Consider the following 25,303-nt stretch of genomic DNA (forward strand, 5'->3'; position numbering starts at 1 on the left):
TTGTTTAGCGTGCCTTAATCGTAATAGAGTGACGCTCTGACGCCGGAGTAACGTTTCTCCGGCATTCTATTACGAGGAGCAGGCACATCATGTCGGCTGTTGATGTTTTATCCGAGACCGAACTGGAAGTGCGTGATGCCCTTCCCGATGATGTGCATGCCATCGCCGCCATCTATGCCTGGCATGTGCTTCACGGGCGCGCGTCATTTGAAGAAGTCCCCCCGACTATCGACGAAATGCGTCAGCGGATGAAAAGCGTGGCTGAGAACGGTTTACCGTGGCTTATCGCGCTGTATCGCGGCATCGTGGTGGGCTACTGCTACGCCACGCCTTACCGTCCGCGACACGCCTACCGCTATACCCTGGAAGAGTCGATTTACGTGGATGCCAGCATTACCGGGCGCGGTTTTGGCTCGGCATTAATGGATGCGCTGATCGCCCGCTGCGAGCAAGGCCCGTGGCGGCAGATGATTGCCGTTGTGGGAGATGGCAACAATAATTCAGGCTCGCTGCGGCTGCATAAAAAGCACGGCTTCGAGATTGTCGGTCAGCTGCGAAGCGTAGGGTATAAGAAAGGCGACTGGCGGGATACGGTGATTATGCAGCGCCCGCTCAACGATGGAGACTGGACGCTGCCGGAATAAAAGCAAAACGGTAACCCAGGTTACCGTTTTTAGTGTTTTCTCCCTCTCCCTGTGGGAGAGGGTCGGGGTGAGGGCATCAGCGCGCACTAACGGCTCAGTCGTTCTGCGCCGTCGCCATCTGTTCCGCTTTCTGCTTTTTATACGTCAATGCTGCGGCCGGAACGGGCTGCACTTTCCCGGTCTCAATCCAGGTACGCAGGCGGCTCGCGTCAGCAAAGTGCGTATATTTGCCGAAGGCATCCATCACCACCAGCGCCACCGGCTTACCGTTAAATACCGTGCGCATCACCAGACAGTGTCCTGCCGCGTTGGTAAAGCCGGTTTTCGTTAACTGAATATTCCAGTTATCGCGGTATACCAGGTGGTTAGTATTGCGGAACGGCAGCGTATAGGCCGGGTTCGCAAAGGTCGCCATCTCTTCACGGGTGGTACTGAGCTGACCAATCAGCGGATACTGTTTGCTGGCAATCAACAGTTTCGTCAGATCGCGGGCCGTGGAGACGTTGTTGATCGACAGACCCGTCGGTTCAACATAATGCGTATTGGTCATTCCCAGCGATTTGGCTTTCGCGTTCATCGCGCGGATAAAGGCGTCGTAGCCGCCCGGATAGTGGTGCGCCAGGCTCGCCGCCGCACGGTTTTCAGACGACATCAGCGCCAGCAGCAGCATATTTTTACGGCTGATTTCACTGTTCAGACGCACGCGAGAGTAGATCCCTTTCATCTCCGGCGTGTGGCTGATGTCCACTTTCAGCTTTTCGTCCAGCGGCAGATGGGCATCAAGCACCACCATCGCGGTCATTAATTTGGTAATCGAGGCGATCGGGCGCACCAGGTCCGGGTGGCTGGCGTAGATCACCTTATTGGTGTTGAGATCGACAATCATCGCGCTGCCGGACGCAATTTGCGGTTGGGCAGCAGCGGCGGTCACCGCGGGCGTTTTAGCGACGGCCGGCACGGCAGCGGACGCGCCCAGCAGCAGCGCCAGGCTAAGTAAAGAGACTCGGAATTTCAGCATGGTGAGACTTCTGATAATTATTCACGCACGTAATGACGTGCACCGCCTGTATCAACGGATAAACACAGGCTGGCTTCGGCATCATAGCGATCACCGGACGTTGTCGCCAGCGGATAATCATGAACAGATGCTGCATTGCTGGCATTTACGCCAGCAATGCAGTGAACTCAGAAGAGACGGTATCCATAACCCCAAAGAATAACCGTCAGCGCCAGTAGTGCCTCCAGCACCAGCACCCCAATAGCGAGTGTTGAACTGGAAAAACTCAGGCCCTCTTCTTTATTGATATTCAGGAAGGTTGGCACCCCCAGATACAGCAGATACCCGGTGTAAAAGAGGGCAATGGTACCGATCAGCGCGCACAGCCAGACCAGTGGATAGAGCGCAACAATACCGCTTAAGAACAGCGGGGTCGCGACATATCCGGCAAAAACCATACAGTGCGCCAGCGATGGACGTTGCGGGTAGTTACGCGCCATCCAGTGAATGACACGCCCCATTATCGCCACGCCCGCCAGCATCAGGCCATAAAAAACAATGGCCAGATAGAGCCCGGTAAACCAGGAAAGCTGAACCACGGTGCCGTCACCGAAGTTCCAGCCGATTTGTGTTGTTCCGATAAAAGCGCATATTACCGGCACCGCCGCCATCAGCAGCACATGGTGCGTGTAATGATGCGAGACCGTTTCGTTCTCACTTTTAATGACATGCATTTCACGATCGGGATGGGAGAAAAGTCCCCAGACATGGTTCATAGCGCCCCCTTGTTGTCGGCCCGTCAGCGATACCTTAAGTATAATGCAGGCTTTAGATTATTTTCTGTACAGTGGGAAATTTCCGTTGATTTCCCCGCTGTTGATTCATGGGGTATATGATTAAACGAGGTACGCAGAGGGAGATAACATTTACGTAATGGATATTAACGCACTTATTGAACAATATGGCTATGCCGCGCTGGTCGTCGGTAGCGTGGCAGAAGGTGAAACCATCACGCTGTTAGGCGGCGTCGCCGCGCATCAGGGATTGCTGAAATTCCCGCTGGTCGTCGCTGCGGTCGCGCTCGGCGGAATGATTGGCGATCAGCTGCTCTACTTTCTCGGGCTGCGCTTCGGGCCCACGCTGCTTAAGCGTTTCGCAAAGCATCAGAAGAAAATCCGCCGCGCTCAACGGCTCATTCAGCGTCATCCCTATCTGTTCGTCATCGGCACGCGCTTTATGTATGGCTTTCGCATCATCGGTCCGATACTGATTGGCGCCAGCCATCTGCCGCCAAAAATTTTCCTGCCGCTCAATATTGTGGGTGCGATTGCCTGGGCGCTGATCTTTACGACGCTCGGCTACGTGGGGGGCGAAGTGATTGCGCCATGGCTGCATAATCTCGACCAGCATATTAAACACTGGGCGTGGCTGATTCTGGTGGTAGTTGCGGTGATTGGGGTCAGGCTGTGGCTGAAGCATCGGGAAAAGACGCGGGATGAGGAGTAGCTGGGTGCGGCCTGATGCCCTCACCCTAACCCTCTCCCACAGGGAGAGGGAATAAGGTATCTACCCCTCCGGCTTAAACTGCGGGTTCGCCAGCATAAAACCCCCGTCGACAATAAACGATTGCCCCGTCGTGTAGCTGGCGTCGCTGTCGCACAGCCACGCGACCAGGCTGGCGATCTCTTTGGTATGCCCCGGTCTTGCCAGCGGGATTTCCGGCATTGAACCTTCCCTCACTTCGCTGTCGTCCATGTCGTTCATCGGTGTGGCAATGGCACCCGGCGCGACGGCGTTCACCAGAATATTGTGCTTAACCAGTTCCATCGCCATGGATTTGGTTAACCCGCCGAGCGCATGTTTTGCCGCCGTGTAGGCGCTCGCCTCCGGCAGCGGCGTGTGCTCATGCACCGAGGTAATGTTCACAATTCGCCCCCCTTCCCCCTGCTTCACCATCTGCCGGGCGGCAATTTGTGAACAGAGAAACGCGCCGTCCACGTCGACGGTGAAAATCGTCCGCCAGTCGTCAAACGGCATATCAAGGAACGGCGCTTTGGTCATCGCCCCCGCATTGTTGACCAGCACGTCCAGCCGGCCAAAACGCGCAATCAGCGTTTCAATGGCCTTTGCGCCGTCCGGCAACGTACCCAGATCAAGCTGGATGGCCTCTGCACGTTGCCCCCTCGCCTCAACCTCGCGGCAGGTTTCCCGCGCGCCGCTTTCATCGGAATGCCAGGTGACGCCGATATCAAACCCGCGTTCTGCCAGCATCAGCGCGGTGGTTTTACCGATACCGGAATCCGATGCCGTTACAATTGCTACTCGGGTCATACTCACCTCCTGAAAATGTGCAAAGAGGTAAGTATAGATAATGACCTTTTTTAGCCGTGGTGATAGCCACCGCCCAGGGCGGACGTCAGCTGTAGCGTGGCATCCACGTACTGCCCTTTCAGGGTCAGCGTAGCGATATGTTCCTTCAGTGCCGGAATTTTGGCCTCGCTAACGCGGGAACCGGCAATAATCCCCGCGCTGAAGCGCGCCTGTGCCAGTGCCACCACGCGCGCGGCATCTTTTTCGACCTGCCGCTGCTGCTGGTTTTTGGCGGTCAGGGTTTCAACTTCACTGGCCGTGCGCGCCACCTGGTTAACGGCATCGACCACCGCCTTGTTGTAGTTCGCCACCGAAAGGTTGTTCTGCGCCTGGGCGATATCCAGATTCGCATTCAGCCTGCCGCTATCGAAGATCGGCAGCGTCAATCCGGCGGTCACGCCCATCTGCTGCGCTGAAGAGCGAAACAGATCGCTCAGATGCAGGGCATCCTGCTGTAGGAACGCCATCAGGTTCACGTCAGGATAGAAGGCGGCTTTGGCGGCATCCACTTCGCTAAGGGAAGCTTCAATGTACCAGTGCGCCTCCTGCAGATCCGGACGGCGAGCCAGCAGCTCGTATCCCAGCGTGGCGGGCAACGCCGCTTCCGCTGTTGGTAAAGCATGGCGAGTCAGTTTCATAGAGGAGGTGTTGGTCAGGACCTGCAGACGTGCCTCAACGGCTTTCATTTTGCCTTTTACCCCGGCAAACTGCTCTTCGGTTTTACTGGCATTAATATCGGTTTCGACACCTTCTACCGAAGAGGTGATCCCGTGCTGGTACAGCTCCCGGTCGGCACCGATGATATTTTCCTGCTCATGTTTAATCTGCACGAGGACATCCCCCACCGCGGCCTGAGTCTGCCACTCCCAGTAAAGCCGCGCGACGCTGCTGGCCAACAGCTGACGGGTCTGCTCCATCTCGGCTTTTTGGGCGTTGACCTTGCCGATGCGGGCTTCAACCTGCGCGCGGTTTTTGCCCCACAAATCGAGATCCCAGCCCGCTGTCAGGCCAAATGTTCCGTTGGTGTACCACGGCCCGGTGGTGCCCGCGGCCGGATCGGTAATGGCGAAGGGTCCCATCAACCCTTCCGCAGACATTTTTTGCCGTTCCGCATCGGCGGAGAAATCAATCTGTGGGCCGTCTGCCGCCATGGTGGCTTTCGCCTGCGCTTCCGCGAGCGTAATGCGCTGACGGGCGATTTGCATATCCGGCGCATCATTTAGCGCCTTCGCAATCAGCGAATTAAGCTGCGGATCGTTATAGTCTTTCCACCATTCGTTTTTCGGCCAGCTGGTTTGACTTAGCCGTGTATTCACCGACGCCGCAGCGGCTTGCGTTTTAATCGGCGACACGCTGGCATGTTCCGGCGCGCAGGCAGCCAACATTAAGACAAGAGGAGCACTCAGAGATAAAATAAGAGAACGTTTCATTACGCCATAACTCAAAAAATTAAAGGCGCAAATTACGCTTGATGCCGCTCTGTTTTTTAGTAACGCGTGGCAATCCTCAAATTGTCATACATTTTAATACTCGGAAATTTATTCCTAAAGATAATGATTAAATTCAATACATTCATGCCAAATATAAATACGCTGCTACACTTATTCAGGACATTCATGAGCGGGAGAAGGGAATGAAAATATTACTGTGGGTTATTTTGATTATATTTCTGATAGGGCTCTTAGTGGTCACCGGCGTATTCAAGATGATTTTCTGATTCATTTGCCCGGCACTGCGCCGGGCGATGTTATTCATCTCAGGCTTTCAGCGATCCCCCCTTCGTGGCAATCACCTCTTTATACCAGTAAAAACTCTTTTTACGGCTGCGCGCCAGGGTGCCTTTACCGCTGTCGTCGCGGTCCACGTAAATAAAGCCGTAGCGTTTGGACAGTTCCGCTTTAGACGCGCTCACCAGGTCGATTGGCCCCCAGCTGGTATAGCCCATCACCTCAACGCCGTCTTCAATCGCTTCACGCACTTGTACCAGATGGTCGTTAAGGTAGCTGATGCGATAGTCATCCTGCACCACGCCGTCCGCGTCCGGTTTATCCTTCGCGCCGAGGCCATTTTCTACGATAAACAACGGCTTCTGATAGCGATCCCAAAGCACGTTTAACAGGGTACGCAGACCGATGGGGTCAATCTGCCAGCCCCATTCGGAACTGGCCAGATGCGGGTTTGGCACCATGCTCAGGATGTTGCCCCGCGCCTGCTGGTTGAGGGCGTCATCCGCGGTGACGCAGCCCGTCATGTAGTAGCTGAACGAGATAAAATCGACGGTCGATTTCAGCGCCTCGCGGTCGGCATCCGTGACCTCAAGCTGAATACCGTTGTCGCGGAAAAAGCGCTGCATATATCCCGGGTAGACGCCGCGGCACTGCACGTCGCCAAAGAATTGCCAGGCGCGGTTTTCCTGCAGCGTCTCCAGGACATCTTCCGGCTTGCAGGTCAGCGGATACATCAGGCCGCCCAGCAGCATGTTGCCGATTCTGGCATGCGGGATAATCTCATGGCAGGCCTTCACGGCCAGCGCGCTGGCCACCAGCTGGTGGTGGATCGCCTGATACACCTCCCCTTTGCTGCTGGTTTCCGGCAGGCCCACGCCGGTCATCGGCGCGTGCAGGGACATATTGATCTCGTTGAAGGTCAGCCACAGCTTCACCTTCTCTTTGTAGCGCGTAAAGACGGTACGGGCGTAGCGCTCGAAGAAGCCAATGGTCTGGCGGCTGCCCCAGCCGCCGTACTGCTTCACCAGCCCCCACGGCATTTCGTAATGCGACAGCGTCACCAGCGGGGTAATGTTGTGCGCGGCCAGCTCGTCAAACAGCCGGTCGTAAAACGCCAGCCCTGCTTCGTTAGGCTGCTGCTCGTCGCCGTTTGGGAAGATACGCGTCCAGGCAATGGAGACGCGCAGGCAGCTAAAGCCCATTTCGGCAAAGAGCTTGATGTCTTCCGGGTAGCGGTGATAGAAGTCGATGGCGACATCCTTGATGCCGCTGTCGCCCGCCACGCGCTCAACCACCGGGCCGAAGACACCCTGCGGCTGAACGTCTGAGGTGGACAGCCCTTTGCCATCCTCCAGATACGCGCCTTCTACCTGATTCGCGGCAACCGCGCCGCCCCATAAAAAATCGTCCGGGAAAGTTTTCATCACGTTCTCCTGTTATTGATGGCTTACGCTAAGTAACGGCGCACCGGCGTTGACGGACGTTGCCGCCACGGTCACCACGTCACGATACTCGTCGCTGTTACTGATAATGATCGGCGTCGCCAGGTCGTATCCGGCGTCGATAATCGCCTGTCGGTCAAATTCCAGCAGCAGGTCGCCCGGCTGCACCCTGTCGCCCACCTTCACGTGGGCGATAAACGGCTTGCCGTCGAGCTTCACGGTGTCGATACCCACGTGGATCAACACTTCAATCCCGCTGTCGCTGAGCAGACCGATGGCGTGTTTGGTCTGAAACAGCGAGGCAACAACGCCAGCAAACGGAGCAACCACCCTGTTGTCGGAGGGAATGATCGCGGCACCGCTGCCCAGCAGGCCGCTGGCAAAGGTGGTATCCGGCACCTGGTCGAGGGCCAGAACGGTGCCGGTCATCGGTGCCAGCACATCGTTTTCACCCGCTGGCGCAACCGCCTCGGGCGCTGAACGTGCTGGCATGCCCGCCACCAGCGTCAGGGCGCAGCTCAGCACCAGCGCCACCGCGGTGCCGATAATGCCGCCCCACAGCGTGGCGTCTACCCCACCCGGCGGGATCATCTGGGCGATAGTAAAGACGTTGGCAAAGCCAAAGGAGTACACGTGGGTGTCGCTGAAGCCGACAATCGCGCCACCGATGGCCCCCGCCACGCAGCCAAAGATAAACGGACGGCGCAGCGGCAGGTTAACGCCATACACTGCGGGCTCGGTGATGCCGAAGATCCCCGCCGTCACGGACGACCCGGCCAGCATTTTCTGACGCGCGTCGCGGGTGCGCAGGAAGATCCCCAGCGCCGCCCCCACCTGGCCGAACACCGCGGGCAAGAGCATTGGCAGCATGGAGTCGTGCCCCAGCACCGCCAGGTTGTTGATCATCAACGGCACCAGCCCCCAGTGCAGGCCGAAGATGACGCAGACCTGCCACAGCGCGCCCATCGCCGCGCCCGCCAGCCACGGTGCCAGGACGTAAATCCACTGGTAGCCGTTGGCCAGCAGCTGGCTCAGCCAGGTTGCCAGCGGGCCAATCACCAGGAAGGTCAGCGGCACGGTTAATCCTAAGCAGATCAGCGGCGCGAAGAAGTTTTTCATCGAGGACGGCAGCAGCCTGGTGCTCTGTTTTTCCAGCCAGCAGCTGACCCACGCGGCGAGAATAATTGGGATCACCGACGAGCTGTAGTTAAACCAGGTGACGGGGATGCCTAAAAAGGCTTCCGATACCGCCCCCGCCTGCTGGCTGGCGTTAAACGCCGCAATCATCATCGGATGGGTGAGCGCCCCGCCGATCACCATGGTAATAAACGGGTTGCCGCCGAATTTTTTCCCGGCGGTATAGCCCAGCACCATCGGGAAGAAGAAGAACAGCGCGTCGCTGGCGGCAAACCAGATTTTATAGGTGCCGCTCTCGGTGCTCAGCCAGCCGCACACCACGGCCAGGGCCAGCAGCCCTTTCAGAATACCGGACGCGGCCAGAATGCCGATAAACGGGGTGAAGATCCCGGAGACGATGTCGATCAGGCGACCCAGCAGGTTGCCCTTTTCTCCCCTCTCTTCCGCGACGGGCGCGTCATCGGTAAGGCCTGCTTCATTGCGCACCGCCTGCCAGACGTCGTGAACGTGGTTGCCAATCACCACCTGAAACTGGCCGCCGCTTTCGACCACCATGATCACGCCCGGGTTTTTCTTCAGCCCTTCCGCATCCGCTTTCTGATTCTCTTTCAGTTTGAAGCGAAGCCGGGTGGCGCAGTGTACAAGACTGACGATGTTCTCTTTTCCGCCAACGTGGCCGAGAATATCCTTCGCTAAAGCCTGGTATTCCATCTCGATTTCCTTACATCCGATGCCCGCAGGCACCTGTTGACTGAGTACAAAAAATAAAAAAACCCGAGAACGGCCTTCTGACGAAGGCCGCGCTCAGGTTTTGCCTGCGTAGTGCAGTAACAATCCTGTTTGAGGCTTAACGCCCCTCTTTTCTCACCCGTTCAATATGAATGGCGAGGAACATAATTTCTTCGGTTGTCAGCTCACGCTGATAGCTTTTGTTCAGGTGCTGCGCGATTTTCTCAGCGCATTTCCACGCCTTCGCGTAGTTGTCTTTTACCGCCGTATGCAGCGAGACATCGTCATCTTCCACCACGGTGCGGGTGAGCATCCGCTGGGCAAAAAACTTCAGATGCGTCACGAAACGCTGGTAGCTGAGCGACTCTTCATCGTACTCAAGCTGCAGCTGATACTTCACCAGCTGCAGGATCTCCTGCATCACCCGCGTCACGTGCATCACTTCCGGCATTTCGCTGTTCAGCTGCGCGGTGACCAGATGCAGCGCGATAAACCCGGCCTCATCCTCCTCCAGTTCGACGTTAAGGCGTCTGGCGATAATGGCCCGCGCTTCCTGCCCTAATTCGAACTCCTTCGGATACAGCCGTTTAATATCCCACAGCAGCACGTTTTTGATGGCCAGCCCTTTCTTCTGCCGCTCAATCGCAAAGTAGCAGTGATCGGTTAGGGTGATATACAAACTCTCCTGCAATTTTCCGAGCCGCTGCGCCGCCAGCCCGATGATGCGGTCGCAGGTGGTCATCACCTCCAGCGGAATTTGACTCAGCAGCTCCCCAAGTCGACGCACCAGCTCATCGCTTTGTAACGCAAACACCTTTTCAACCAACGCGGTATCCAGCGCTTCACCGACGCGCTTCTGAAAGGCCAGCCCACGGCCCATCACCACCTGTTCGCGCCCGCGCTCATCCTGAACAACCACCACGTTATTATTGAGTATCTTGGCGATTTTCATCTGAACCCCAGAAACAAAAAAACCTGACCTCCGGCAGATGCCAGAAAATCAGGTTTTGCCTGCCGAAGCAGTAACAATCCAGTTCTGGCACTCTATCAGTTTCATTCGTAGCCTCAATGCGTCACGCGTCAGAAACGTGACGCGGATCGAACTTGCTAGAACGTCACGACGGTTTTCAACTCCGTCACCCAGGCATCCTGCGTCCGGGATACGCCGCCGGGATGGTGCCAGTACTGAATGCCCGGCTGCAGCTCCAGCCACGACACCGGACGGAAGCGATAGTAAAACTCACCGTTCAGGGAGTGGCCCGGCACCGGGTGATACGCCGGATCGTTATAGTCCGACACGCCGCTCAGGCTGTTCATAGAGCGCTGGTTGCGGGCGTACTGGCTGCTCATATCAATCCAGGTTAGCCCGAAGCCAATCCAGTCTTCCGGACGGGCGTCAAACAGCCCGCGATAGCGCAGCGAGGCGGCATACACCTGATGCATGTAATTGCTGCGCTGATCCGCAAGGCTCATGCTTACGGAGGTGCTCAGCCCGCGATTCGGATCGTTCCTGTGCTGCGTGATCTGCTGGTTAAGCCCGGCGTACATGAACCACGTGCGGTTATGCTTCTCGTAACCGTCCGGATCGCTCGCCCCCGCACCGCCGGATTTACCGCGATAGAGATCGGTTTGCGGCGCGTTGGTAAACACCACGCCCAGGTTATACGCGCCCGGCAGGCCGTTAATCAACGGACGCGCTTCGATTTCAACCGGCAGCAAAACCCCTTTGCTGCCCTTCGTCGACCAGCTCCAGGCGTGGCTGCGGCTGGAAGCGTCCGGGTTTTGCTCCATCACGCCGCCTTTTAAGGTGACGGCTGGCGTGAGCTTATACTCCAGCGTGGTGCCCCAGGTGTGAACGTTCCAGTTGTTCCAGGTCAGCGAGTTGGCCGATTTCCCGCCGCACTGGGAGAGCAGCTGGAAATCGCAGGGGATAATTTGATCGAAGGTTTGCACCTTGTTCATCATCCCAATGCGCCAGGTCAGACGCCGGTCGTCAAAGCTGCGGGCAAAGGTCAGCCAGCCGAGACGAGTAATCGACTGCCCGCCCCAGCTCTCCTGGGTCAAATCGTTGAAGTTCGCGCGCGGATCCTGCACGCGTTTAGTGGTGAGGTCGTCATTGTGGTTACGGTTGACGATGTTCCCCTCGATACGCGCATCCGGGATGCCCGTCCAGCGCTCCAGGTCCTGGTTGAAGGTCAGCGCAAACTGGTCAATATAGGCCACGTGGGAGTCGTGGTTATATCCGCCACCGCCGTTCCAGCCAATTTCATTCAGATATCCGAGGTTATAGGTAAAACCGTTATCGTTGAGGATTTTACGTATGCCGAGCATTTCGCCCAGAACAGGCTCCGGCGGAGCTTCAAAGCCTAATACCGTTCCATTCCAGTCCTGCGCCACCGACAGCGGGGATATCGTCAATAAGGCGAACGCATAGAGTTTATTTTTATATGCCATGATAACAACCTGTGATTGAGTATTTTGTGCGTAACCGGCCGCAGGAAATTTTTCTATTTCCTGTCGATATTTCATTTTTTTAAAATCAGTAAAAAGCGCTAAGCCAAATTTCTCTCCTGCGTAAACGAGAGGCAAAAAAAAACCTAAGCGCTCCACAGCGAAAATGCTGTGAAACGCTTAGGTTTTGCCTGTTAGCCAGTAACAATCCTGCGTTGAAAACAATGGCACCTTAACACCGTCGCGCCACGTTGAAAACCAGAACTGTTTTCTGGTTTAAAAAAATGTGAGCAATTTAACGCTTATTATTTTGACTGAATCACCCGGGCAATATCAGCAGAAGTCTGTAATGTCCGAATCTCCTGAAATAACCCCAGTGCTTCATCGTACTCTTTGCGTAAATAACTCAGCCACTGTTTAATTCGCGCGACGTGATACAAGCCGGTGTCGCCCTGCTTTTCCAGACGGCTGTATTTTTGCAGCAGCGTGACGACGTCTGCCCACGGCATCCGCGGCTCGTTATATTTCACCACCCGGCTGAGGTTCGGCACATTCAGGGCGCCGCGACCGATCATTACCGCATCGCAGCCGGTGGCGTTCAGACAGGCCTGCGCGCTCTCGTAATCCCAGATTTCACCGTTGGCGATGACCGGAATGGTGAGGCGCTTGCGGATCTCGCCGATCGCCTGCCAGTTAATGCGTTCGGCTTTGTAGCCATCCTCTTTGGTGCGGCCATGCACCACCAGCTCGGTGGCCCCGGCCTGCTGCACCGCATCGGCGATTTCAAACTGCCGCGCGTCGCTGTCCCACCCCAGGCGCACCTTCACCGTCACCGGCAAATGCGAAGGCACGGCCTCACGCATCGCCTTCGCGCCGCGGTAAATCAGCTCAGGATCTTTCAGCAACGTCGCTCCGCCGCCGCTGCCGTTCACCAGCTTCGACGGACAGCCGCAGTTGAGATCCACCCCGTAAGAGCCCAGATCAACCGCGCGGGCGGCGTTTTCCGCCAGCCATTCAGGATACTGGCCGAGCAGCTGAATACGCACCAGCGTGCCGGAATAGGTCCGGCTCTGGTTGTGCAGCTCGGGGCACAGGCGGAAGAAGGATTTTACCGGCAACAACATATCGACCACGCGCAGAAACTCCGTCACGCAGAGATCGTAATCGTTCACCTCGGTCAGAAGCTCGCGCACGAGGGAGTCGAGCACGCCTTCCATTGGGGCCAGTAAAACACGCATAGCAGTACCTGTGAAAAAAGACGCGCTATAGTAGCCGCTCTCTATATCGCTGGGAAGCGCTTCTGTTCAGGGAAAAAGTCAGCTGGCGTTGCCCCGACAATGGCGCGAAACGCCGCCGAAAATGCCGCCGGGCCAGAAAACCCCAGCATCCAGGCCACCTGCTTAGCCGGGTATCCGTTTGCGAGCAAGTCCAGCGAGGCACAAATCCTTGCTCGCTGTCGCCAGGCCCGGAAGCTAAATCCGGTATCTTTGATAAACGCGCGTGAGAATGTGCGCTCAGACATCGCTACCTGTTCCGCCAGTCTTTCCATCGAAACATCCCAGAGATTGTTGGCAATGATGTCACAGGCAACGCGATGTAACCGCTCATCAACGGGCATCGGTAATTCGGCCGAAATCTGCTGCGCCTCACTGAGGATTTCGAGCAGCAAAACGGCCATGCTGCGCTGGCTTGCCGGCCGGTATTCCGCGCTGAACAGCCCGGCAATCAGCTCTTTGAACAACGCTGTCGCCATAATCACGTGGACCTCCTCTTTCCGCTTAAAAGGCTCGCATTGCGCTATCAGCGCGGGGCTAAACCAGACCGCGCGGAGCTCCGTTGTGGATAACACACTGTAGGTGTGTTCCTGAAAGGGAGGGATCCACAGCGCGCGCTGAGGCGGTATGACCCAACGCTTATTGCCGGTTTCGACCAGCATCACTCCTTTGATGGCAAACAAAAGTTGCCCCTGTGAATGCTGGTGAGGGGGATCCACTTCGCCGCGCGTATAGCTAATTGCCCCTCTGGACCATCCGATGGCGTCGTCGTGAATTGGCGTTTTATCGATAACGGTTGGCATTTCACATTCCTCCCTTCCTCTTATGATGCTGCTTGTACACGTAACCGGAGAGAGACGCAATGCACATTCATTTTATCATTCATGAACATTTCGAAGCGCCAGGCGCCTATGAAATCTGGGGGAAAAATCGCGGCTGTAGCCTGAGCTACTCCAGAGTTTATCAGGACGATCCGTTACCCGAAGACCTGGAGAGCACGGACGTGCTTATCATCATGGGAGGGCCGCAGTCGCCTGCCACCACGCTTAAGGAGTGCCCCTGGTTCGATGCGCAAGCGGAAATGCGGCTCATCGGCCGCGCAATAGAGGCGGGTAAAACGGTGATTGGCGTTTGTCTGGGCTCGCAGCTTATCGGTGAAGCGCTGGGCGCAGCGTTTTGCCATAGCCCGGAAAAAGAGATCGGCAAATTTCCCCTCAGGCTCACAGAGGCAGGCAAGGCCAACCCGCTGTTTAAGGATTTTGACCACGAGCTGAGCGTCGGTCACTGGCATAACGACATGCCAGGGTTGACGCCGCAGGCTAAGGTGCTCGCTTACAGCGAGGGCTGTCCCCGTCAGATCGTGCAATACGGCGAACGGGTTTACGGTTTTCAGTGCCATATGGAGCTGACGCCGGAGGTCGTTGAGTTGCTGATTGAACATTCGCAGAACGATCTCCGCCGCGCGGCTGAATTTCGTTTTGTCGAAACGGCGGAAAAACTTCGCTCGCATGATTATCGCGAAATGAATCAGGTGCTGTTTTCTTTTCTCGATAAACTGACCGCCTCGCGCTGATGCATTCTCTGGCTCGTCACTTCGCCACCGCACGCCCTTTCCTCTAAACTGTAGCCTGCCCCTGTAAGGTGATACCGGACGTTCCATTCTGGAATGTCTGGTATGCTCAAAATTCATGATGTGATCCGTGGCACATTTTTAGGTTTAATTGTATGATGAATGCGTTTCAGCAAGGACTATCACCATGAGCAAATCATTGAACATTATCTGGCAATATCTGCGCGCATTCGTCCTGATATACGCCTGCCTGTATGCCGGGATATTCATCGCATCGCTGCTGCCCATCGTCATTCCCGGCAGCATTATCGGTATGCTGATCCTCTTTGTTTTGCTGGCGCTGCAAATCCTGCCCGCAAAATGGGTCAACCCCGGCTGCTTCGTCCTCATTCGCTATATGGCGCTGCTTTTCGTGCCTATCGGCGTCGGGGTTATGCAGTATTTTGATTTGCTCAAAGCCCAGTTCGGCCCGATTGTGGTCTCCTGCGCGGTCAGTACGCTGGTGGTTTTCCTTGTGGTGAGCTGGAGTTCGCATCTGGTGCACGGTGAACGTAACGTGGTTGGGGAGAAAACAAAAAAATGATGGCCAATATCTGGTGGTCGCTGCCGTTAACCCTGGCGGTATTCTTCGCCGCGCGCAAGCTTGCCGCACGTTTCAAAATGCCGTTGCTGAACCCGCTGCTGGTGGCGATGGTGGTCATTATTCCGTTCCTGCTGCTCACCGGCATTCCTTACGAACGTTACTTTGCCGGCAGCAAAATTCTAAACGACCTGCTGCAGCCTGCCGTTGTGGCGCTCGCCTTTCCTTTATATGAGCAGCTCCACCAGATCCGCGCCCGCTGGAAATCCATCATTACCATCTGTTTTGTGGGCAGCCTGGTGGCGATGATCACCGGCACGTCGGTGGCGCTGTTGATGGGGGCCTCCCCACAGATTGCCGCCTCTATTCTGCCTAAATCGGTGACCACGCCTATCGCGATGGCGGTCGGCGGCAGCCTTGGCGGGATCCCGGCCATCAGCGCGATGTGCGTCATTTTCGTCGGTATACTCGGGGCGGTGTTTGGTCACACCCTGCTGAACGGCATGCGTATTCACACTAAAGCGGCACGGGGACTGTCGATGGGGACCGCCTCCCACGCCCTGGGCACTGCCCGCTGTGCGGAGCTGGACTATCAGGAAGGAGCGTTTAGCTCGCTGGCGCTGGTGATCTGCGGGATTATCACCTCCCTGCTGGCCCCGTTCATTTTCCCGCTGATTCTGGCGGTGATGGGCTAAAATTTGCGATGCGTCGCGCAAATTTCATTTTGATTTCATAAGTTGCATACATAATGAGAAGTGGATCACATATAAAGCCCTAACGGCTCCGTAAACTACCGATCCATTAACCTTTATGAGGCAAACGCCATGCACCCACGTTTTCAAGCTGCTTTCGCCCAGCTTGCAGAGAATTTGCAGTCAGCCCTGGCTCCCGTTCTGGCAGATGCACACTTCCCCGCCCTGCTGACCGCGGAGCAGGTCACGATGCTGAAACAGGCAACGGGACTGGACGAAGACGCGCTGGCTTTCGCACTGCTTCCCCTGGCTGCCGCCTGCGCGCGGGCCGATCTCTCCCACTTTAACGTCGGGGCCATTGCGCGCGGCGTCAGCGGCACCTGGTACTTCGGCGGCAACATGGAGTTCCTGGGCGCGACCATGCAGCAGACCGTTCACGCCGAGCAGAGCGCCATCAGCCACGCCTGGCTGCGCGGTGAAAAAGCCCTGAGCGCCATTACCGTTAACTACACCCCCTGCGGCCACTGCCGTCAGTTTATGAACGAGCTGAACAGCGGGCTGCAGCTGCGCATCAACCTGCCGGGCCGCGCGCCGCACACGCTGGGGGATTATCTGCCTGACGCGTTTGGCCCGAAAGATCTGGAGATCAAAACGCTGCTGATGGACGATCAGGACCACGGTTACGCCCCGTCCGGCGATGACCTGAACCAGGCGGCCATTCGCGCGGCCAACAAGAGCCACACGCCGTACAGCAAGTCTCCGAGCGGCGTGGCGCTGCAGTGCCGTGATGGCCAAATCTTTAGCGGCAGCTACGCGGAAAACGCCGCGTTTAACCCAACCCTGCCTCCGCTGCAGGGCGCGCTTAACCTGCTGAGCCTGAACGGCTATGACTATCCGGACATTCAGCGCGCCGTTCTGGCTGAGATTGCCGATGCGCCACTGATCCAGTGGGATGCCACCGCCGCAACGCTCAAAGCGTTAGGCTGTACGACAATTGACCGCGTACTGCTTGCCTGAACCTTCCGGCGGGCAGAAATGCCCGTCAGTTTGCTGAAAAACCCCTCAGTTGAGTCGCTGTTTCTTGCGCTAACCAGGCGGGTAAAGTAGCCTGAGTTAAATTTCATCCACGAACGAGCCATCTCCATGTTAAAGCGCGTTTTTTACAGCCTGTCTGTCCTGGTCGGCATACTGCTGTTGATCGTGCTGGGTCTCGACCGCTGGATGAGCTGGAAAACCGCCCCCTACATCTTTGATGACCTGCAGGACCTGCCCTATCGTCAGGTTGGCGTGGTTCTCGGTACCGCCAAGTATTACCGCACCGGCGTCATTAACCAGTATTACCGTTACCGCATTCAGGGCGCGCTAAACGCCTACAACAGCGGCAAGGTAAACTACCTGCTGTTAAGCGGGGATAACGCCCTGCAAAGCTACAATGAACCGGTGACGATGCGAAAAGACCTGATTGCGGCGGGCGTGGACCCTGCCGATATCGTGCTCGACTACGCCGGATTCCGCACCCTGGACTCCATCGTGCGCACGCGCAAAGTCTTCGACACCAACGACTTCATCATCATCACCCAGCGCTTCCACTGCGAGCGCGCGCTGTTTATCGCGCTGCATATGGGCATTCAGGCGCAGTGTTACGCGGTGCCGTCGCCAAAAGATATGCTGAGCGTGCGCGTCCGCGAGTTCGGCGCCCGTTTTGGCGCGCTGGCAGACCTGTATATTTTCAAACGCGAACCGCGCTTTTTAGGCCCGCTGGTGCCGATCCCGGCGATGCACGAAGTGCCGGAAGACGCGCAGGGTTACCCGGCCGTCACGCCCGAACAGCTGCTTGATATGCAGAAAAAAGAGAAATAACAGGACCGCCTTTATACTTTCTTTACGCCGGGCCTGACGCTTTTTATCCCCCCTTTACGTCGGCTCTTTTAAGCTGAGTTCACTGCCGCTACGGCTTCATTGAAGAATGACTATGAACTCGATAATGAATGCGTTTTTCCTCAAAAGTCTCCGTCCGTATTTTAACTTTCCCGGTTTATCACTTCCTGGCGCACTCAATTCCGGTCTCTGGCTTGATGAAAAAATTGACGCCCTGCAGCACAACATTTCAGTGGAAGTGGCAGATTATCTGGAACGTTACCCGCAGACGAAACATGTAGACGTTTACCTGAACGACATCAACGGCACGATGCGCGGCAAGCGTCTGTCGGTGGAGAGCATGCTGACCCTGGAAAAAGGCTGTTATTTTCCCCTTTCGGTCTACTCGATGGATCAGAAAGGAAAAATCGCCGCCCCGCTTCATGATGAGCCGGACCGGCTCTGCGTTCCGGTCGCCGGCTCCCTGCGCCCCTGTCCGCAAGATCCGCAGCACAACGCGCAGATTCTGCTGACGATGAAAGACAGCGAAGATACCCCCTGCCCGCTTGAGCCGCGCGTGATACTGCAGAACGTGCTGGCCCGCTTCCACCAGCACGGCCTCTTCCCGGTGATTGCCCCGGAAATCGAGTTCTATCTGACGGGGCATGACGATCGGGATCCGCAAAATCAGGGCTGTTTTCACATGGATACCTCGTCGGCGTATGCGGCGCTGTTTGACGAGCTGGAACAGCTGGCGCACCTTCAGCGCATACCGCTGTCAGGGATCGTGGCGGAAGCCGAGTCCGGTCAGTACGAATTAAACCTGAAGCACGGCCATCGCGTCGTTGAGGTTTGTGATAACGTGCTGGCGCTTCGTCGCCTGACCCGATACGTTGCCGAAAAGCACGGCCTGCAGGCTAACTTTATGGCTAAGCCTTTCAGCCAGCTGTCCGGCAGCGGCCTGCACTTCCATTTCAGCCTGAACAATCGTCACGGCGAAAACGTCTTTGCTTCCCCGGTGAACGCGCTTAACAGCATGATGCGTTTGTGCATCGCGGGCCAGCTGGCGCTGATGCCCGCCTCAATCGCCATTCTTGCGCCGGGCGTCAACGCGTTTCGTCGCCTGCGTAAAAACCTGACGGAACCCGTATTTAACTCCTGGGGCTATAACACCCGCTCCGCCGCTTTGCGTATTCCCTGCTCGGATGACCACAACCGTCGTATCGAGTACCGGCTGGCCGGGGCTGATGCCAATCCGTACCTGGTGGCAGCCGCTATCCTGACCGGCATGCTGTACGGGCTGGAATACATCGACGAGGAGGAGTTGCCCGAACCGCAGCTCGATCGGCCCGAACTGCCGCTGTTTCAGCAGGAGGCGATTGAGACCTTTGCCCGCTGTCAGTACCTCACCGACAGCCTGGGCGACGCCTTTTCCGAACAGTGGATCGCCTGCAAGCTCTCTGAACTCGACTGGTTTGAACGCATCGTGACCCGAGAGGAGTCACAGCTGGCATAAGGCATAAAAAAGCCCGCTCGATGAGCGGGCCGGATAACGCGAGGAGCAATTACTTCTTACGCGCGTACTTCAGTGAATCCAGCGCAACCGCGAAGATAATGATGGCGCCTTTGATGATGTACTGCCAGTACGGGTTCACGCCAATGTAGGTTAACCCGTAGTTTATGACGGTGAAGATGATCACACCGGTCACCACGCCCAGTACGGTACCGACGCCGCCGCTGAAGGAGACGCCGCCCACCACGCAGGCTGCGATTGCATCCAGCTCGTACATGAAGCCAAGGTTGTTGGTTGCAGAGCCGATACGGCCCGCTTCCAGCATCCCGCCGAAGGCGTAGAACACGCCGGACAGCGCATAGATGAAGAGCAGGTTCAGGGCAACGTTTACGCCGGAGACCTTCGCCGCTTCCGGGTTACCGCCGATTGCGAAGATGTTTTTACCAAAGCGCGTTTTGTTCCACAGGATCCAGACGAAGGCCACCGCGATCAGCGCATAGAAGGTGATATAGGACAGGCGGAAGCTGCCCAGCGCGATAAACCCTTGCGTAAAGGTCGAGAAGCCGCTGTCAAAACCCGAGATAGGTGAAGCACCGACAAAGTCGTAGTACAGGGAGTTGATACCGTAAACGATGATCATCGTACCCAGCGTGGTGATAAACGGCGTCACGTTCAGGTAGGCGATGATAATACCGTTGATCAGACCAATCACCGCACCGATGGCGCAGACAATCAGGATCACCACGAAAATCGGCATGGTGGCCATTTCCGGGAAGACCTTGTTGGCGTTTTCCATCGACTGCAGCAGGGTTGCCGCGATAACCGCCGCCAGACCCACCTGTCGACCGGCAGAAAGGTCCGTCCCCTGGGTCACGATCAGGCCCGCCACGCCCAGCGCAATGATAATACGCACGGAGGACTGGGTCAGAATGTTACTCAGGTTCAGCAGGCTTAAGAACGTAGGGTCCTGGAAAATAATGATAGCCAGCAGTACTAAAAGAACAACGTAAATACCGCCTTCTTTCAGGTAAGTGAGAAAACTTTTTTTATTTAACGCACTCATGAGGAGCCCCTGATCTTAAAGGTGCAAAGACGCAAGACGCAAAATTTCGTTTTGCGTTGTCGTTTTGGTGTCAACAATACCGGCAACGAGACCATTGCTCATAACCAGAATACGGTCTGTGATCCCTAACAATTCCGGCATTTCGGAAGAAATAATAATGATCCCTTTATTCTTTTTCGCCAGCTCGGCAATCAGCTGATAAATTTCAAACTTCGCGCCGACGTCAATACCGCGGGTTGGTTCATCCAGCATCAGAATTTCTGGCTGGGTTAATAACCAACGCCCTATAATGACTTTCTGCTGGTTACCGCCTGACAGCGAACCAATTTGGGTGCGGTGTCCTGGCGTTTTCACGCGCATAGAGTCAATAACCCATTGGGTATCGCTCTTCATGCGTGAGTTATCCAGCAGTCCGACTTTGTTTTTGTAATTGCGAATGTTAGAAATTAACGAGTTAAAGTTAATATCCAGATAGGCATAAATACCGGTCGAACGACGCTCTTCCGTCACCAGCGCAAAACCATTATTAATGGCTTCGTTGGCGTTATGGTTATTGATTTTCTTTCCGTGCAGCGTAATGGTGCCCTGAGCTTTCTCACGGATGCCAAACAGAGTTTCCACGATATCGGTGCGTTTTGCACCGACCAGACCGGCAATCCCCAGGATTTCACCCTTGTGCAGGTCGAAGGAGACATCGCGGATGGACGGCTGGCGTAACGAGGTCAGGTTGCGCACTTCCAGGATCACTTCGCCCGGCTTGTTTTCTTTGTCCGGGAAGCGCTGGTTCAGGGAACGGCCGACCATCATGGCGATGATCTTGTCCATGTCCAGCCCTTCCAGCGGCTGCGTGGCAATCCACTGACCGTCGCGCAGGATGGTGATCTCATCGCACAGCTGGAAGATCTCTTCCATTTTGTGGGAGATATACACAATGCCGCAGCCGCGATCTTTTAGCTTACGAATAATGGTAAAAAGGTGATTAACCTCTTTTTCCGTTAATGACGATGTTGGTTCGTCCATGATGACGATTTTCGCATCATAGGAGAACGCTTTGGCGATTTCGATCATCTGCATCTGGGAGACGGATAATGTTCCCACGCGGGCGCGCGGATCGATATCAATATCCAGCTCATCGAAAATCGCTTTGGTGTCGCGATACATTTTTTCCTGATCGACAAAGACACCCTTGGTTGGATAACGCCCCAACCACATGTTATCCATGACTGAACGCTGCAGCACCAGGTTTAATTCCTGGTGAACCATCGAGATACCGTTTTCCAGTGCTTCTTTCGCTGAATGGAAATCGATCTCTTTCCCCTGAAAAAGAATGCTGCCAGAATCTTTTTGATAGATCCCAAAAAGACATTTTAATAATGTTGATTTACCCGCACCGTTCTCCCCCATCAGGGCATGAATAGAGTGAGGACGAACTTTTAAATTAACATTATCGAGTGCCTTAACGCCGGGAAATGACTTGTTGATACCGCTCATTTCCAACAGGTATTCACCGGATGACTGAGTATTTGTGCTGACCATAATTATACCTTGTTGGCCTCGCATATCGCGTTATAAAAGGGCGCAACGAATTGCGCCCAGTGGAGACAGTACCGCTAACTTATTTACCGATGAACTCAGCCAGGTTGGACTGGTCTACGCCCACGTAAGGTACGCGAACGATTTTGTTTTCAATTTTCCAGTTGGTGCCATCAGCCGCACCTTTACCGTCGGCCAGGTTTTTCGCCAGATCGAAGGTCGCTTTCGCCTGGTTGTTGGCATCGTTCAGAACGGTACCGGCCATTGCACCAGATTTAACCAGCGCCAGTGCTTCCGGCAGCGCATCGACGCCGAACACAGGAATGGAGGATTTGTTGTGCGCTTTCAGCGCTTCTACCGCACCCATTGCCATCGCATCGTTGTTGGCGATAACCACTTCGATTTTGTTCGCGTTAGGGCCGGACAGCCACGCGTCCATCTTATCTTTCGCCTGAGCGGTATCCCACATCGCGGTATCTAACGCCAGCTGCTGGGTTTTCAGACCCTTGTCGTTCAGCTCTTTGATAACGTAGGTGGTACGGGCTTCAGCATCCGGGTGGCCGGGCTCGCCTTTCAGCAGCACGAACTGAATCTGACCGTCTTTGTTCAGGTCCCAGTTCGGGTTCGCCGCCCAGTGTTTAGCGATCAGATCGCCCTGAATAATACCGGACTCTTTGGAGTCAGTACCGACGTAATACGCTTTATCGTAGCTATCCAGCGCCTTACGGGAAGGTTCTTTGTTGAAGAAGACGATTGGCACGTTCTGGCCGCGCGCTTTTTCAATAACCGTGCCTGCAGCAGCCGGGTCAACCAGGTTGATGGCCAGGGCTTTCACGCCTTTCGCCAGCAGAACGTCGATCTGGTCGTTCTGTTTGGACTGGTCGTTCTGGGAGTCGTTCATCAGCAGCTGAACGTCTGGCGCTGCTTTCGCATCTTTCTCAATCGCTTTACGCACAACAGACATGAAGTTGTCGTCGTATTTATAGATGGTCACACCAATACGGGTATCCGCAGCGTGCGCTGCTGCACCAAAAAGCATGCTTGCCATTACAGCAGACAGGGTCAACACCTTCTTATTCATGGTATCTCCGGTTTTTTTATGCAGGGTAGTTCTTGTGAATAACGATCGGCGGGCAGGTGTTAATAAAACGTTACTGACAGCCGACGTTCACTTATAAAATTTCTATCTTCCGTGGTCGGTAACGCTCCAGAAATGCGTTTTATTCGTTGTTTGCGGCACATTGGCTATGGTGAAAGTGAATAATCACCGTTACATAGCGTTTCAGCCCCTAAAACGCTGACATCATAGTCAGCGCCTTGTTAAGATACTGTGAATTTACTCACAGATTGAAAACGGTTACATCACCTGATGTAATCAGTTAGTGATCGGAACCACAATTTGCCGGGCCGCGACGGAGTGGCGACGCACTAAAGTCGGCATGAAACAGTGCGTTGCACCCGGATCCAGCAGTCCTGCCGCCCCCTGTAACGCCAGCTCAGTCGCCAGTTTCGCCATAGAGGCAATGGGGTAGCGCACCGTTGTCAGCTGCGGGTCGGTGTAACGGGCAATCGGAATATCATCAAAGCCAATGAGTGATAAATGCTGTGGCACCGCAATGCCGTTATCTTTCAGCGCCGTCAGGGCCCCTGCCGCCATGCTGTCGTTATAGGCAAACACCGCAGAAAGCTGCAGGTTGCGGCCCAGCAGCTCCACCATTGCCGCCTCACCGCCCTGCATGTCCGGCGTACCGGTGCCCGTCCAGCTTTCTGACGGCGTAATGCCGTGCTCTTTCAGGGCGTTTTGCCACCCCTCGCGTCGCAGGTCGTCATCTTCAATATGATGGCTGGAGGCCAGATAACCGATCCGCTGATGCCCGTTGTTGATGAGCATTTTCGTGGCCATCATGGCGCCGCTGACGTTATCCAGCCCGACGCAGCGATGGGCATAGCCGGGAACGATGCGGTTGATCAGCACCATGCCCGGGATCTGATCCATAAAGCCAGTTAACTCTTCATCACTCAAGGCTTTTGAGTGGACAATCAAGGCGTTACAGCGCTGGCGAATCAGCACTTCGATGGCGTGGCGCTCTTTTTCCGCCTCATGATAGCTATTGCCGATCAGGACGTATTTCTGATGCTGCTGGGCGACCACGTCGACCGCTTTCACCAGCGCGCCGAAAAAGGCATCCGATACATCCATCACCACCACGCCGATGGTGTCGCTGACCTGCGTCGCAAGCGCCTGGGCATTGGCATTGGGCCGGTACCCGAGCTGGGTCACGGCTTTCATTACGGTTTCACGGGTTTCAGGGCTGACCAGCGCGCTGTTGTTCAGCACGCGCGAGACGGTAGCCACAGAAACGCCCGCCTGACGGGCGACGTCACGAATGGTGATCATATTCACCATCCTTCAAAGGATTGCAGCAACTCACAGACACCCCCTGTGTTTAGCAAGGTGGCTATTTTGGCAGCGAGAGAAAGGGGACTACGTGAAGAAGCTCACACTCATGAAAACGCTTACATCCGTTTTGTTAATGATTGTGATCCAGATCGTTATCTGGATGTGTTTTTCAATGATATCCCTGAAGCATGTGCGGTTAACTGACGCCACACCCACTCCAGAGGTCCCTGGCGGAAATAACGTAGCCAGAGCACAGAAAACGCCAGGTTAATCACCCAGACCGGGATAACAAACGCCAGCAGCGCGAGGCGGTCGAATTTCATAAACAGGCCAAAGCGATAGAAAAGCGTGGTGCAGAGCAGCGTTTGCAGGAGGTAATTGCTCAACGCCATGCGGCCCACGCAGGCGATGGCGCTGACGATCCACAGGCGGGAAAACGATGGCCAGAAGCCATAGATCAGCGCCGCGTAGCCGATGGTCTGGAACGGTGCGCTCAGCTCGCGCGGCACCTGGAGCAGGAATGCGCACCAGCGGTAATCCCAGTGGATGTGCCACTGCGTAATGACCGCCGGGAGGTTAATCAGCACGCCGAGCAGCACCAGCCCGGCACCCGTTCGCCGATAGTGACGCAGGCTAAACTCCCCTTTCAGCCAGCCGGTGCGCATCAATGACGCACCCATCAGCATCATGCCCGCCAGCTGCCAGCCGTATTGCGCCCCCAGCGCAAGGAGGTTATCCCCCAGCATATCCGCGCGGTTGCTTATCGCTTCCGTACCGCCCTTCAGCTTCCAGTACTGTTCGTACTGCAGGTTAGCGGCATCCGGGATCCAGGCACGGTTTGTCGCCTCGCCGGAGATCATCCCCAACAGCAGCAATACGGCAAGGCCCATGACGTAGAGCATCGCGCCGGTGTTAAACAGGCTTTTTACGCTGTGCGCATCGCGAATGAGACGCCAGCAGATAAGCCCGACTAATCCATACGCAAGAAGAATATCGCCATCCCAGAAGAACAGGCCGTGGATAAAGCCGAGGAGAACCAGCAGCGTCAGGCGGGACTGGATCCAGCGCGTACCGCGTTTGAGGAGCAGTTGCAGGCCAGCGCCAAACAGCAGGGTAAACAGCGTGAGGAATTTAACCTGCGCGAAGAGATCGAGGACAGCCCACGTCCAGGCATCACTGCGCGTGATGTCGCCATACCAGGCAGGATTGAGATAAGCCGCCTTCGGCAGACCGAAGGCGCTGATATTAAGCAGCAGGATACCGAGAATGGCGACGCCGCGAACAAAATCGAGCGTGACGTTTCGCTCCATGGTTCCTGCCCTG

General features: G+C 55.8%; 22 protein-coding genes and 1 pseudogene. 8 read left to right on the forward strand and 15 right to left on the reverse strand.

Annotation, left to right across the window (positions count from 1 at the left end; all coding sequences use genetic code 11):
• Nucleotides 1-89 precede the first annotated feature (89 nt).
• Complete coding sequence (locus GVO84_RS15110; protein ID WP_121425333.1) at nt 90-644, forward strand: GNAT family N-acetyltransferase; 555 nt, start codon at nt 90-92, stop codon at nt 642-644.
• Nucleotides 645-738: 94 nt separating this feature from the next.
• On the opposite strand, the gene pbpG is transcribed toward GVO84_RS15110, so the two are convergent.
• On the reverse strand, nt 739-1,662 hold the full coding sequence (gene pbpG / locus GVO84_RS15115; RefSeq protein WP_121425332.1) for a D-alanyl-D-alanine endopeptidase: 924 nt from the start codon (nt 1,660-1,662) through the stop codon (nt 739-741).
• Between the two features lie 167 nt (nt 1,663-1,829).
• Complete coding sequence (locus GVO84_RS15120; RefSeq protein ID WP_033146018.1) at nt 1,830-2,417, reverse strand: Yip1 family protein; 588 nt, start codon at nt 2,415-2,417, stop codon at nt 1,830-1,832.
• A gap of 157 nt (nt 2,418-2,574) precedes the next feature.
• Here GVO84_RS15120 and GVO84_RS15125 point away from each other — a divergent pair, with 157 nt between their 5' ends.
• The gene (locus GVO84_RS15125) at nt 2,575-3,147 is read left to right on the forward strand and encodes a DedA family protein (protein WP_159514564.1); all 573 of its coding nucleotides are present in this window, start codon (nt 2,575-2,577) and stop codon (nt 3,145-3,147) included.
• A 60-nt stretch (nt 3,148-3,207) separates the two neighbouring features.
• Here the strand turns inward: GVO84_RS15125 and GVO84_RS15130 are convergent, their stop codons facing one another.
• The 8 genes and pseudogenes from GVO84_RS15130 to GVO84_RS15165 all read right to left on the reverse strand — a co-directional run bounded on the left by GVO84_RS15130 (nt 3,208) and on the right by GVO84_RS15165 (nt 13,574).
• On the reverse strand, nt 3,208-3,972 hold the full coding sequence (locus tag GVO84_RS15130) for an SDR family oxidoreductase (protein ID WP_159514565.1): 765 nt from the start codon (nt 3,970-3,972) through the stop codon (nt 3,208-3,210).
• 50 nt (nt 3,973-4,022) lie between these two features.
• Nucleotides 4,023-5,441, reverse strand: a complete 1,419-nt coding sequence (mdtQ, locus tag GVO84_RS15135) for a multidrug resistance outer membrane protein MdtQ (protein WP_159514566.1) — start codon at nt 5,439-5,441, stop codon at nt 4,023-4,025.
• 326 nt (nt 5,442-5,767) lie between these two features.
• Complete coding sequence (locus GVO84_RS15140) at nt 5,768-7,162, reverse strand: glycoside hydrolase family 1 protein (RefSeq protein ID WP_159514567.1); 1,395 nt, start codon at nt 7,160-7,162, stop codon at nt 5,768-5,770.
• Nucleotides 7,163-7,174: 12 nt separating this feature from the next.
• Nucleotides 7,175-9,135: pseudogene (bglF, locus tag GVO84_RS15145) on the reverse strand (PTS beta-glucoside transporter subunit IIABC); the annotation flags it as partial.
• 29 nt (nt 9,136-9,164) lie between these two features.
• A complete protein-coding gene (gene licT / locus GVO84_RS15150) occupies nt 9,165-9,998 on the reverse strand; it encodes a BglG family transcription antiterminator LicT (RefSeq protein WP_023336336.1) in 834 nt (277 codons plus the stop codon).
• A gap of 155 nt (nt 9,999-10,153) precedes the next feature.
• On the reverse strand, nt 10,154-11,500 hold the full coding sequence (locus tag GVO84_RS15155; protein WP_159514569.1) for a carbohydrate porin: 1,347 nt from the start codon (nt 11,498-11,500) through the stop codon (nt 10,154-10,156).
• Nucleotides 11,501-11,802: 302 nt separating this feature from the next.
• On the reverse strand, nt 11,803-12,735 hold the full coding sequence (gene dusC / locus GVO84_RS15160) for a tRNA dihydrouridine(16) synthase DusC (RefSeq protein ID WP_121425325.1): 933 nt from the start codon (nt 12,733-12,735) through the stop codon (nt 11,803-11,805).
• 41 nt (nt 12,736-12,776) lie between these two features.
• Nucleotides 12,777-13,574, reverse strand: coding sequence for an AraC family transcriptional regulator (locus GVO84_RS15165; RefSeq protein WP_121425324.1), 798 nt, complete (start codon nt 13,572-13,574; stop codon nt 12,777-12,779).
• Nucleotides 13,575-13,633: 59 nt separating this feature from the next.
• On the opposite strand from GVO84_RS15165, the gene GVO84_RS15170 reads away from it, so the two are divergent.
• The 6 genes from GVO84_RS15170 to GVO84_RS15195 all read left to right on the forward strand — a co-directional run bounded on the left by GVO84_RS15170 (nt 13,634) and on the right by GVO84_RS15195 (nt 18,986).
• Entirely contained in the window at nt 13,634-14,344 is a 711-nt protein-coding gene (locus GVO84_RS15170; RefSeq protein ID WP_159514570.1) for a type 1 glutamine amidotransferase, read from the forward strand.
• A gap of 184 nt (nt 14,345-14,528) precedes the next feature.
• Complete coding sequence (locus GVO84_RS15175) at nt 14,529-14,924, forward strand: CidA/LrgA family protein (RefSeq protein WP_023312463.1); 396 nt, start codon at nt 14,529-14,531, stop codon at nt 14,922-14,924.
• Nucleotides 14,921-15,616, forward strand: a complete 696-nt coding sequence (locus GVO84_RS15180; RefSeq protein WP_029740398.1) for a CidB/LrgB family autolysis modulator — start codon at nt 14,921-14,923, stop codon at nt 15,614-15,616. The genes GVO84_RS15175 and GVO84_RS15180 overlap by 4 nt, the downstream gene beginning before the upstream one ends.
• 129 nt (nt 15,617-15,745) lie before the next feature.
• Entirely contained in the window at nt 15,746-16,630 is an 885-nt protein-coding gene (cdd, locus tag GVO84_RS15185) for a cytidine deaminase (protein ID WP_159514571.1), read from the forward strand.
• A 126-nt stretch (nt 16,631-16,756) separates the two neighbouring features.
• Nucleotides 16,757-17,473 carry an outer membrane permeability protein SanA gene (sanA, locus tag GVO84_RS15190; protein ID WP_008500918.1) on the forward strand — a complete coding sequence of 239 codons (717 nt, stop codon included), beginning with the start codon at nt 16,757-16,759 and terminating at the stop codon, nt 17,471-17,473.
• A gap of 124 nt (nt 17,474-17,597) precedes the next feature.
• A complete protein-coding gene (locus GVO84_RS15195; RefSeq protein ID WP_159515656.1) occupies nt 17,598-18,986 on the forward strand; it encodes a glutamine synthetase family protein in 1,389 nt (462 codons plus the stop codon).
• A gap of 49 nt (nt 18,987-19,035) precedes the next feature.
• On the opposite strand, the gene mglC is transcribed toward GVO84_RS15195, so the two are convergent.
• The 5 genes from mglC to yeiB form a co-directional block, all read right to left on the reverse strand.
• On the reverse strand, nt 19,036-20,046 hold the full coding sequence (mglC, locus tag GVO84_RS15200) for a galactose/methyl galactoside ABC transporter permease MglC (protein WP_029740401.1): 1,011 nt from the start codon (nt 20,044-20,046) through the stop codon (nt 19,036-19,038).
• A gap of 15 nt (nt 20,047-20,061) precedes the next feature.
• Nucleotides 20,062-21,582, reverse strand: coding sequence for a galactose/methyl galactoside ABC transporter ATP-binding protein MglA (gene mglA, locus GVO84_RS15205; protein ID WP_032658961.1), 1,521 nt, complete (start codon nt 21,580-21,582; stop codon nt 20,062-20,064).
• Nucleotides 21,583-21,661: 79 nt separating this feature from the next.
• On the reverse strand, nt 21,662-22,660 hold the full coding sequence (gene mglB / locus GVO84_RS15210) for a galactose/glucose ABC transporter substrate-binding protein MglB (RefSeq protein ID WP_024908164.1): 999 nt from the start codon (nt 22,658-22,660) through the stop codon (nt 21,662-21,664).
• 294 nt (nt 22,661-22,954) lie between these two features.
• On the reverse strand, nt 22,955-23,977 hold the full coding sequence (gene galS, locus GVO84_RS15215; RefSeq protein ID WP_032658964.1) for an HTH-type transcriptional regulator GalS: 1,023 nt from the start codon (nt 23,975-23,977) through the stop codon (nt 22,955-22,957).
• A 155-nt stretch (nt 23,978-24,132) separates the two neighbouring features.
• On the reverse strand, nt 24,133-25,290 hold the full coding sequence (yeiB, locus tag GVO84_RS15220; RefSeq protein WP_159514572.1) for a DUF418 domain-containing protein YeiB: 1,158 nt from the start codon (nt 25,288-25,290) through the stop codon (nt 24,133-24,135).
• Nucleotides 25,291-25,303: the final 13 nt, after the last annotated feature.

The organism is Enterobacter sp. SM3, from assembly GCF_009811935.2.
Taxonomy (GTDB): Bacteria; Pseudomonadota; Gammaproteobacteria; order Enterobacterales; family Enterobacteriaceae; genus Enterobacter; species Enterobacter asburiae_D.

Excerpts from the sequence above, each read along its gene's own strand:
- sanA (WP_008500918.1), top strand. The coding sequence starts at position 16,757 with ATGTTAAAGCGCGTTTTTTACAGCCTGTCTGTCCTGGTCGGCATACTG.
- GVO84_RS15175 (WP_023312463.1), top strand. The coding sequence starts at position 14,529 with ATGAGCAAATCATTGAACATTATCTGGCAATATCTGCGCGCATTCGTC.
- GVO84_RS15125 (WP_159514564.1), top strand. The coding sequence starts at position 2,575 with ATGGATATTAACGCACTTATTGAACAATATGGCTATGCCGCGCTGGTC.
- yeiB (WP_159514572.1), bottom strand. The coding sequence starts at position 25,290 with ATGGAGCGAAACGTCACGCTCGATTTTGTTCGCGGCGTCGCCATTCTC.
- dusC (WP_121425325.1), bottom strand. The coding sequence starts at position 12,735 with ATGCGTGTTTTACTGGCCCCAATGGAAGGCGTGCTCGACTCCCTCGTG.
- pbpG (WP_121425332.1), bottom strand. The coding sequence starts at position 1,662 with ATGCTGAAATTCCGAGTCTCTTTACTTAGCCTGGCGCTGCTGCTGGGC.
- GVO84_RS15120 (WP_033146018.1), bottom strand. The coding sequence starts at position 2,417 with ATGAACCATGTCTGGGGACTTTTCTCCCATCCCGATCGTGAAATGCAT.
- galS (WP_032658964.1), bottom strand. The coding sequence starts at position 23,977 with ATGATCACCATTCGTGACGTCGCCCGTCAGGCGGGCGTTTCTGTGGCT.
- mglA (WP_032658961.1), bottom strand. The coding sequence starts at position 21,582 with ATGGTCAGCACAAATACTCAGTCATCCGGTGAATACCTGTTGGAAATG.
- GVO84_RS15180 (WP_029740398.1), top strand. The coding sequence starts at position 14,921 with ATGATGGCCAATATCTGGTGGTCGCTGCCGTTAACCCTGGCGGTATTC.
- mglB (WP_024908164.1), bottom strand. The coding sequence starts at position 22,660 with ATGAATAAGAAGGTGTTGACCCTGTCTGCTGTAATGGCAAGCATGCTT.
- GVO84_RS15155 (WP_159514569.1), bottom strand. The coding sequence starts at position 11,500 with ATGGCATATAAAAATAAACTCTATGCGTTCGCCTTATTGACGATATCC.
- mglC (WP_029740401.1), bottom strand. The coding sequence starts at position 20,046 with ATGAGTGCGTTAAATAAAAAAAGTTTTCTCACTTACCTGAAAGAAGGC.
- GVO84_RS15170 (WP_159514570.1), top strand. The coding sequence starts at position 13,634 with ATGCACATTCATTTTATCATTCATGAACATTTCGAAGCGCCAGGCGCC.
- mdtQ (WP_159514566.1), bottom strand. The coding sequence starts at position 5,441 with ATGAAACGTTCTCTTATTTTATCTCTGAGTGCTCCTCTTGTCTTAATG.
- cdd (WP_159514571.1), top strand. The coding sequence starts at position 15,746 with ATGCACCCACGTTTTCAAGCTGCTTTCGCCCAGCTTGCAGAGAATTTG.
- GVO84_RS15195 (WP_159515656.1), top strand. The coding sequence starts at position 17,598 with ATGAATGCGTTTTTCCTCAAAAGTCTCCGTCCGTATTTTAACTTTCCC.
- GVO84_RS15140 (WP_159514567.1), bottom strand. The coding sequence starts at position 7,162 with ATGAAAACTTTCCCGGACGATTTTTTATGGGGCGGCGCGGTTGCCGCG.
- GVO84_RS15110 (WP_121425333.1), top strand. The coding sequence starts at position 90 with ATGTCGGCTGTTGATGTTTTATCCGAGACCGAACTGGAAGTGCGTGAT.
- GVO84_RS15165 (WP_121425324.1), bottom strand. The coding sequence starts at position 13,574 with ATGCCAACCGTTATCGATAAAACGCCAATTCACGACGACGCCATCGGA.
- GVO84_RS15130 (WP_159514565.1), bottom strand. The coding sequence starts at position 3,972 with ATGACCCGAGTAGCAATTGTAACGGCATCGGATTCCGGTATCGGTAAA.
- licT (WP_023336336.1), bottom strand. The coding sequence starts at position 9,998 with ATGAAAATCGCCAAGATACTCAATAATAACGTGGTGGTTGTTCAGGAT.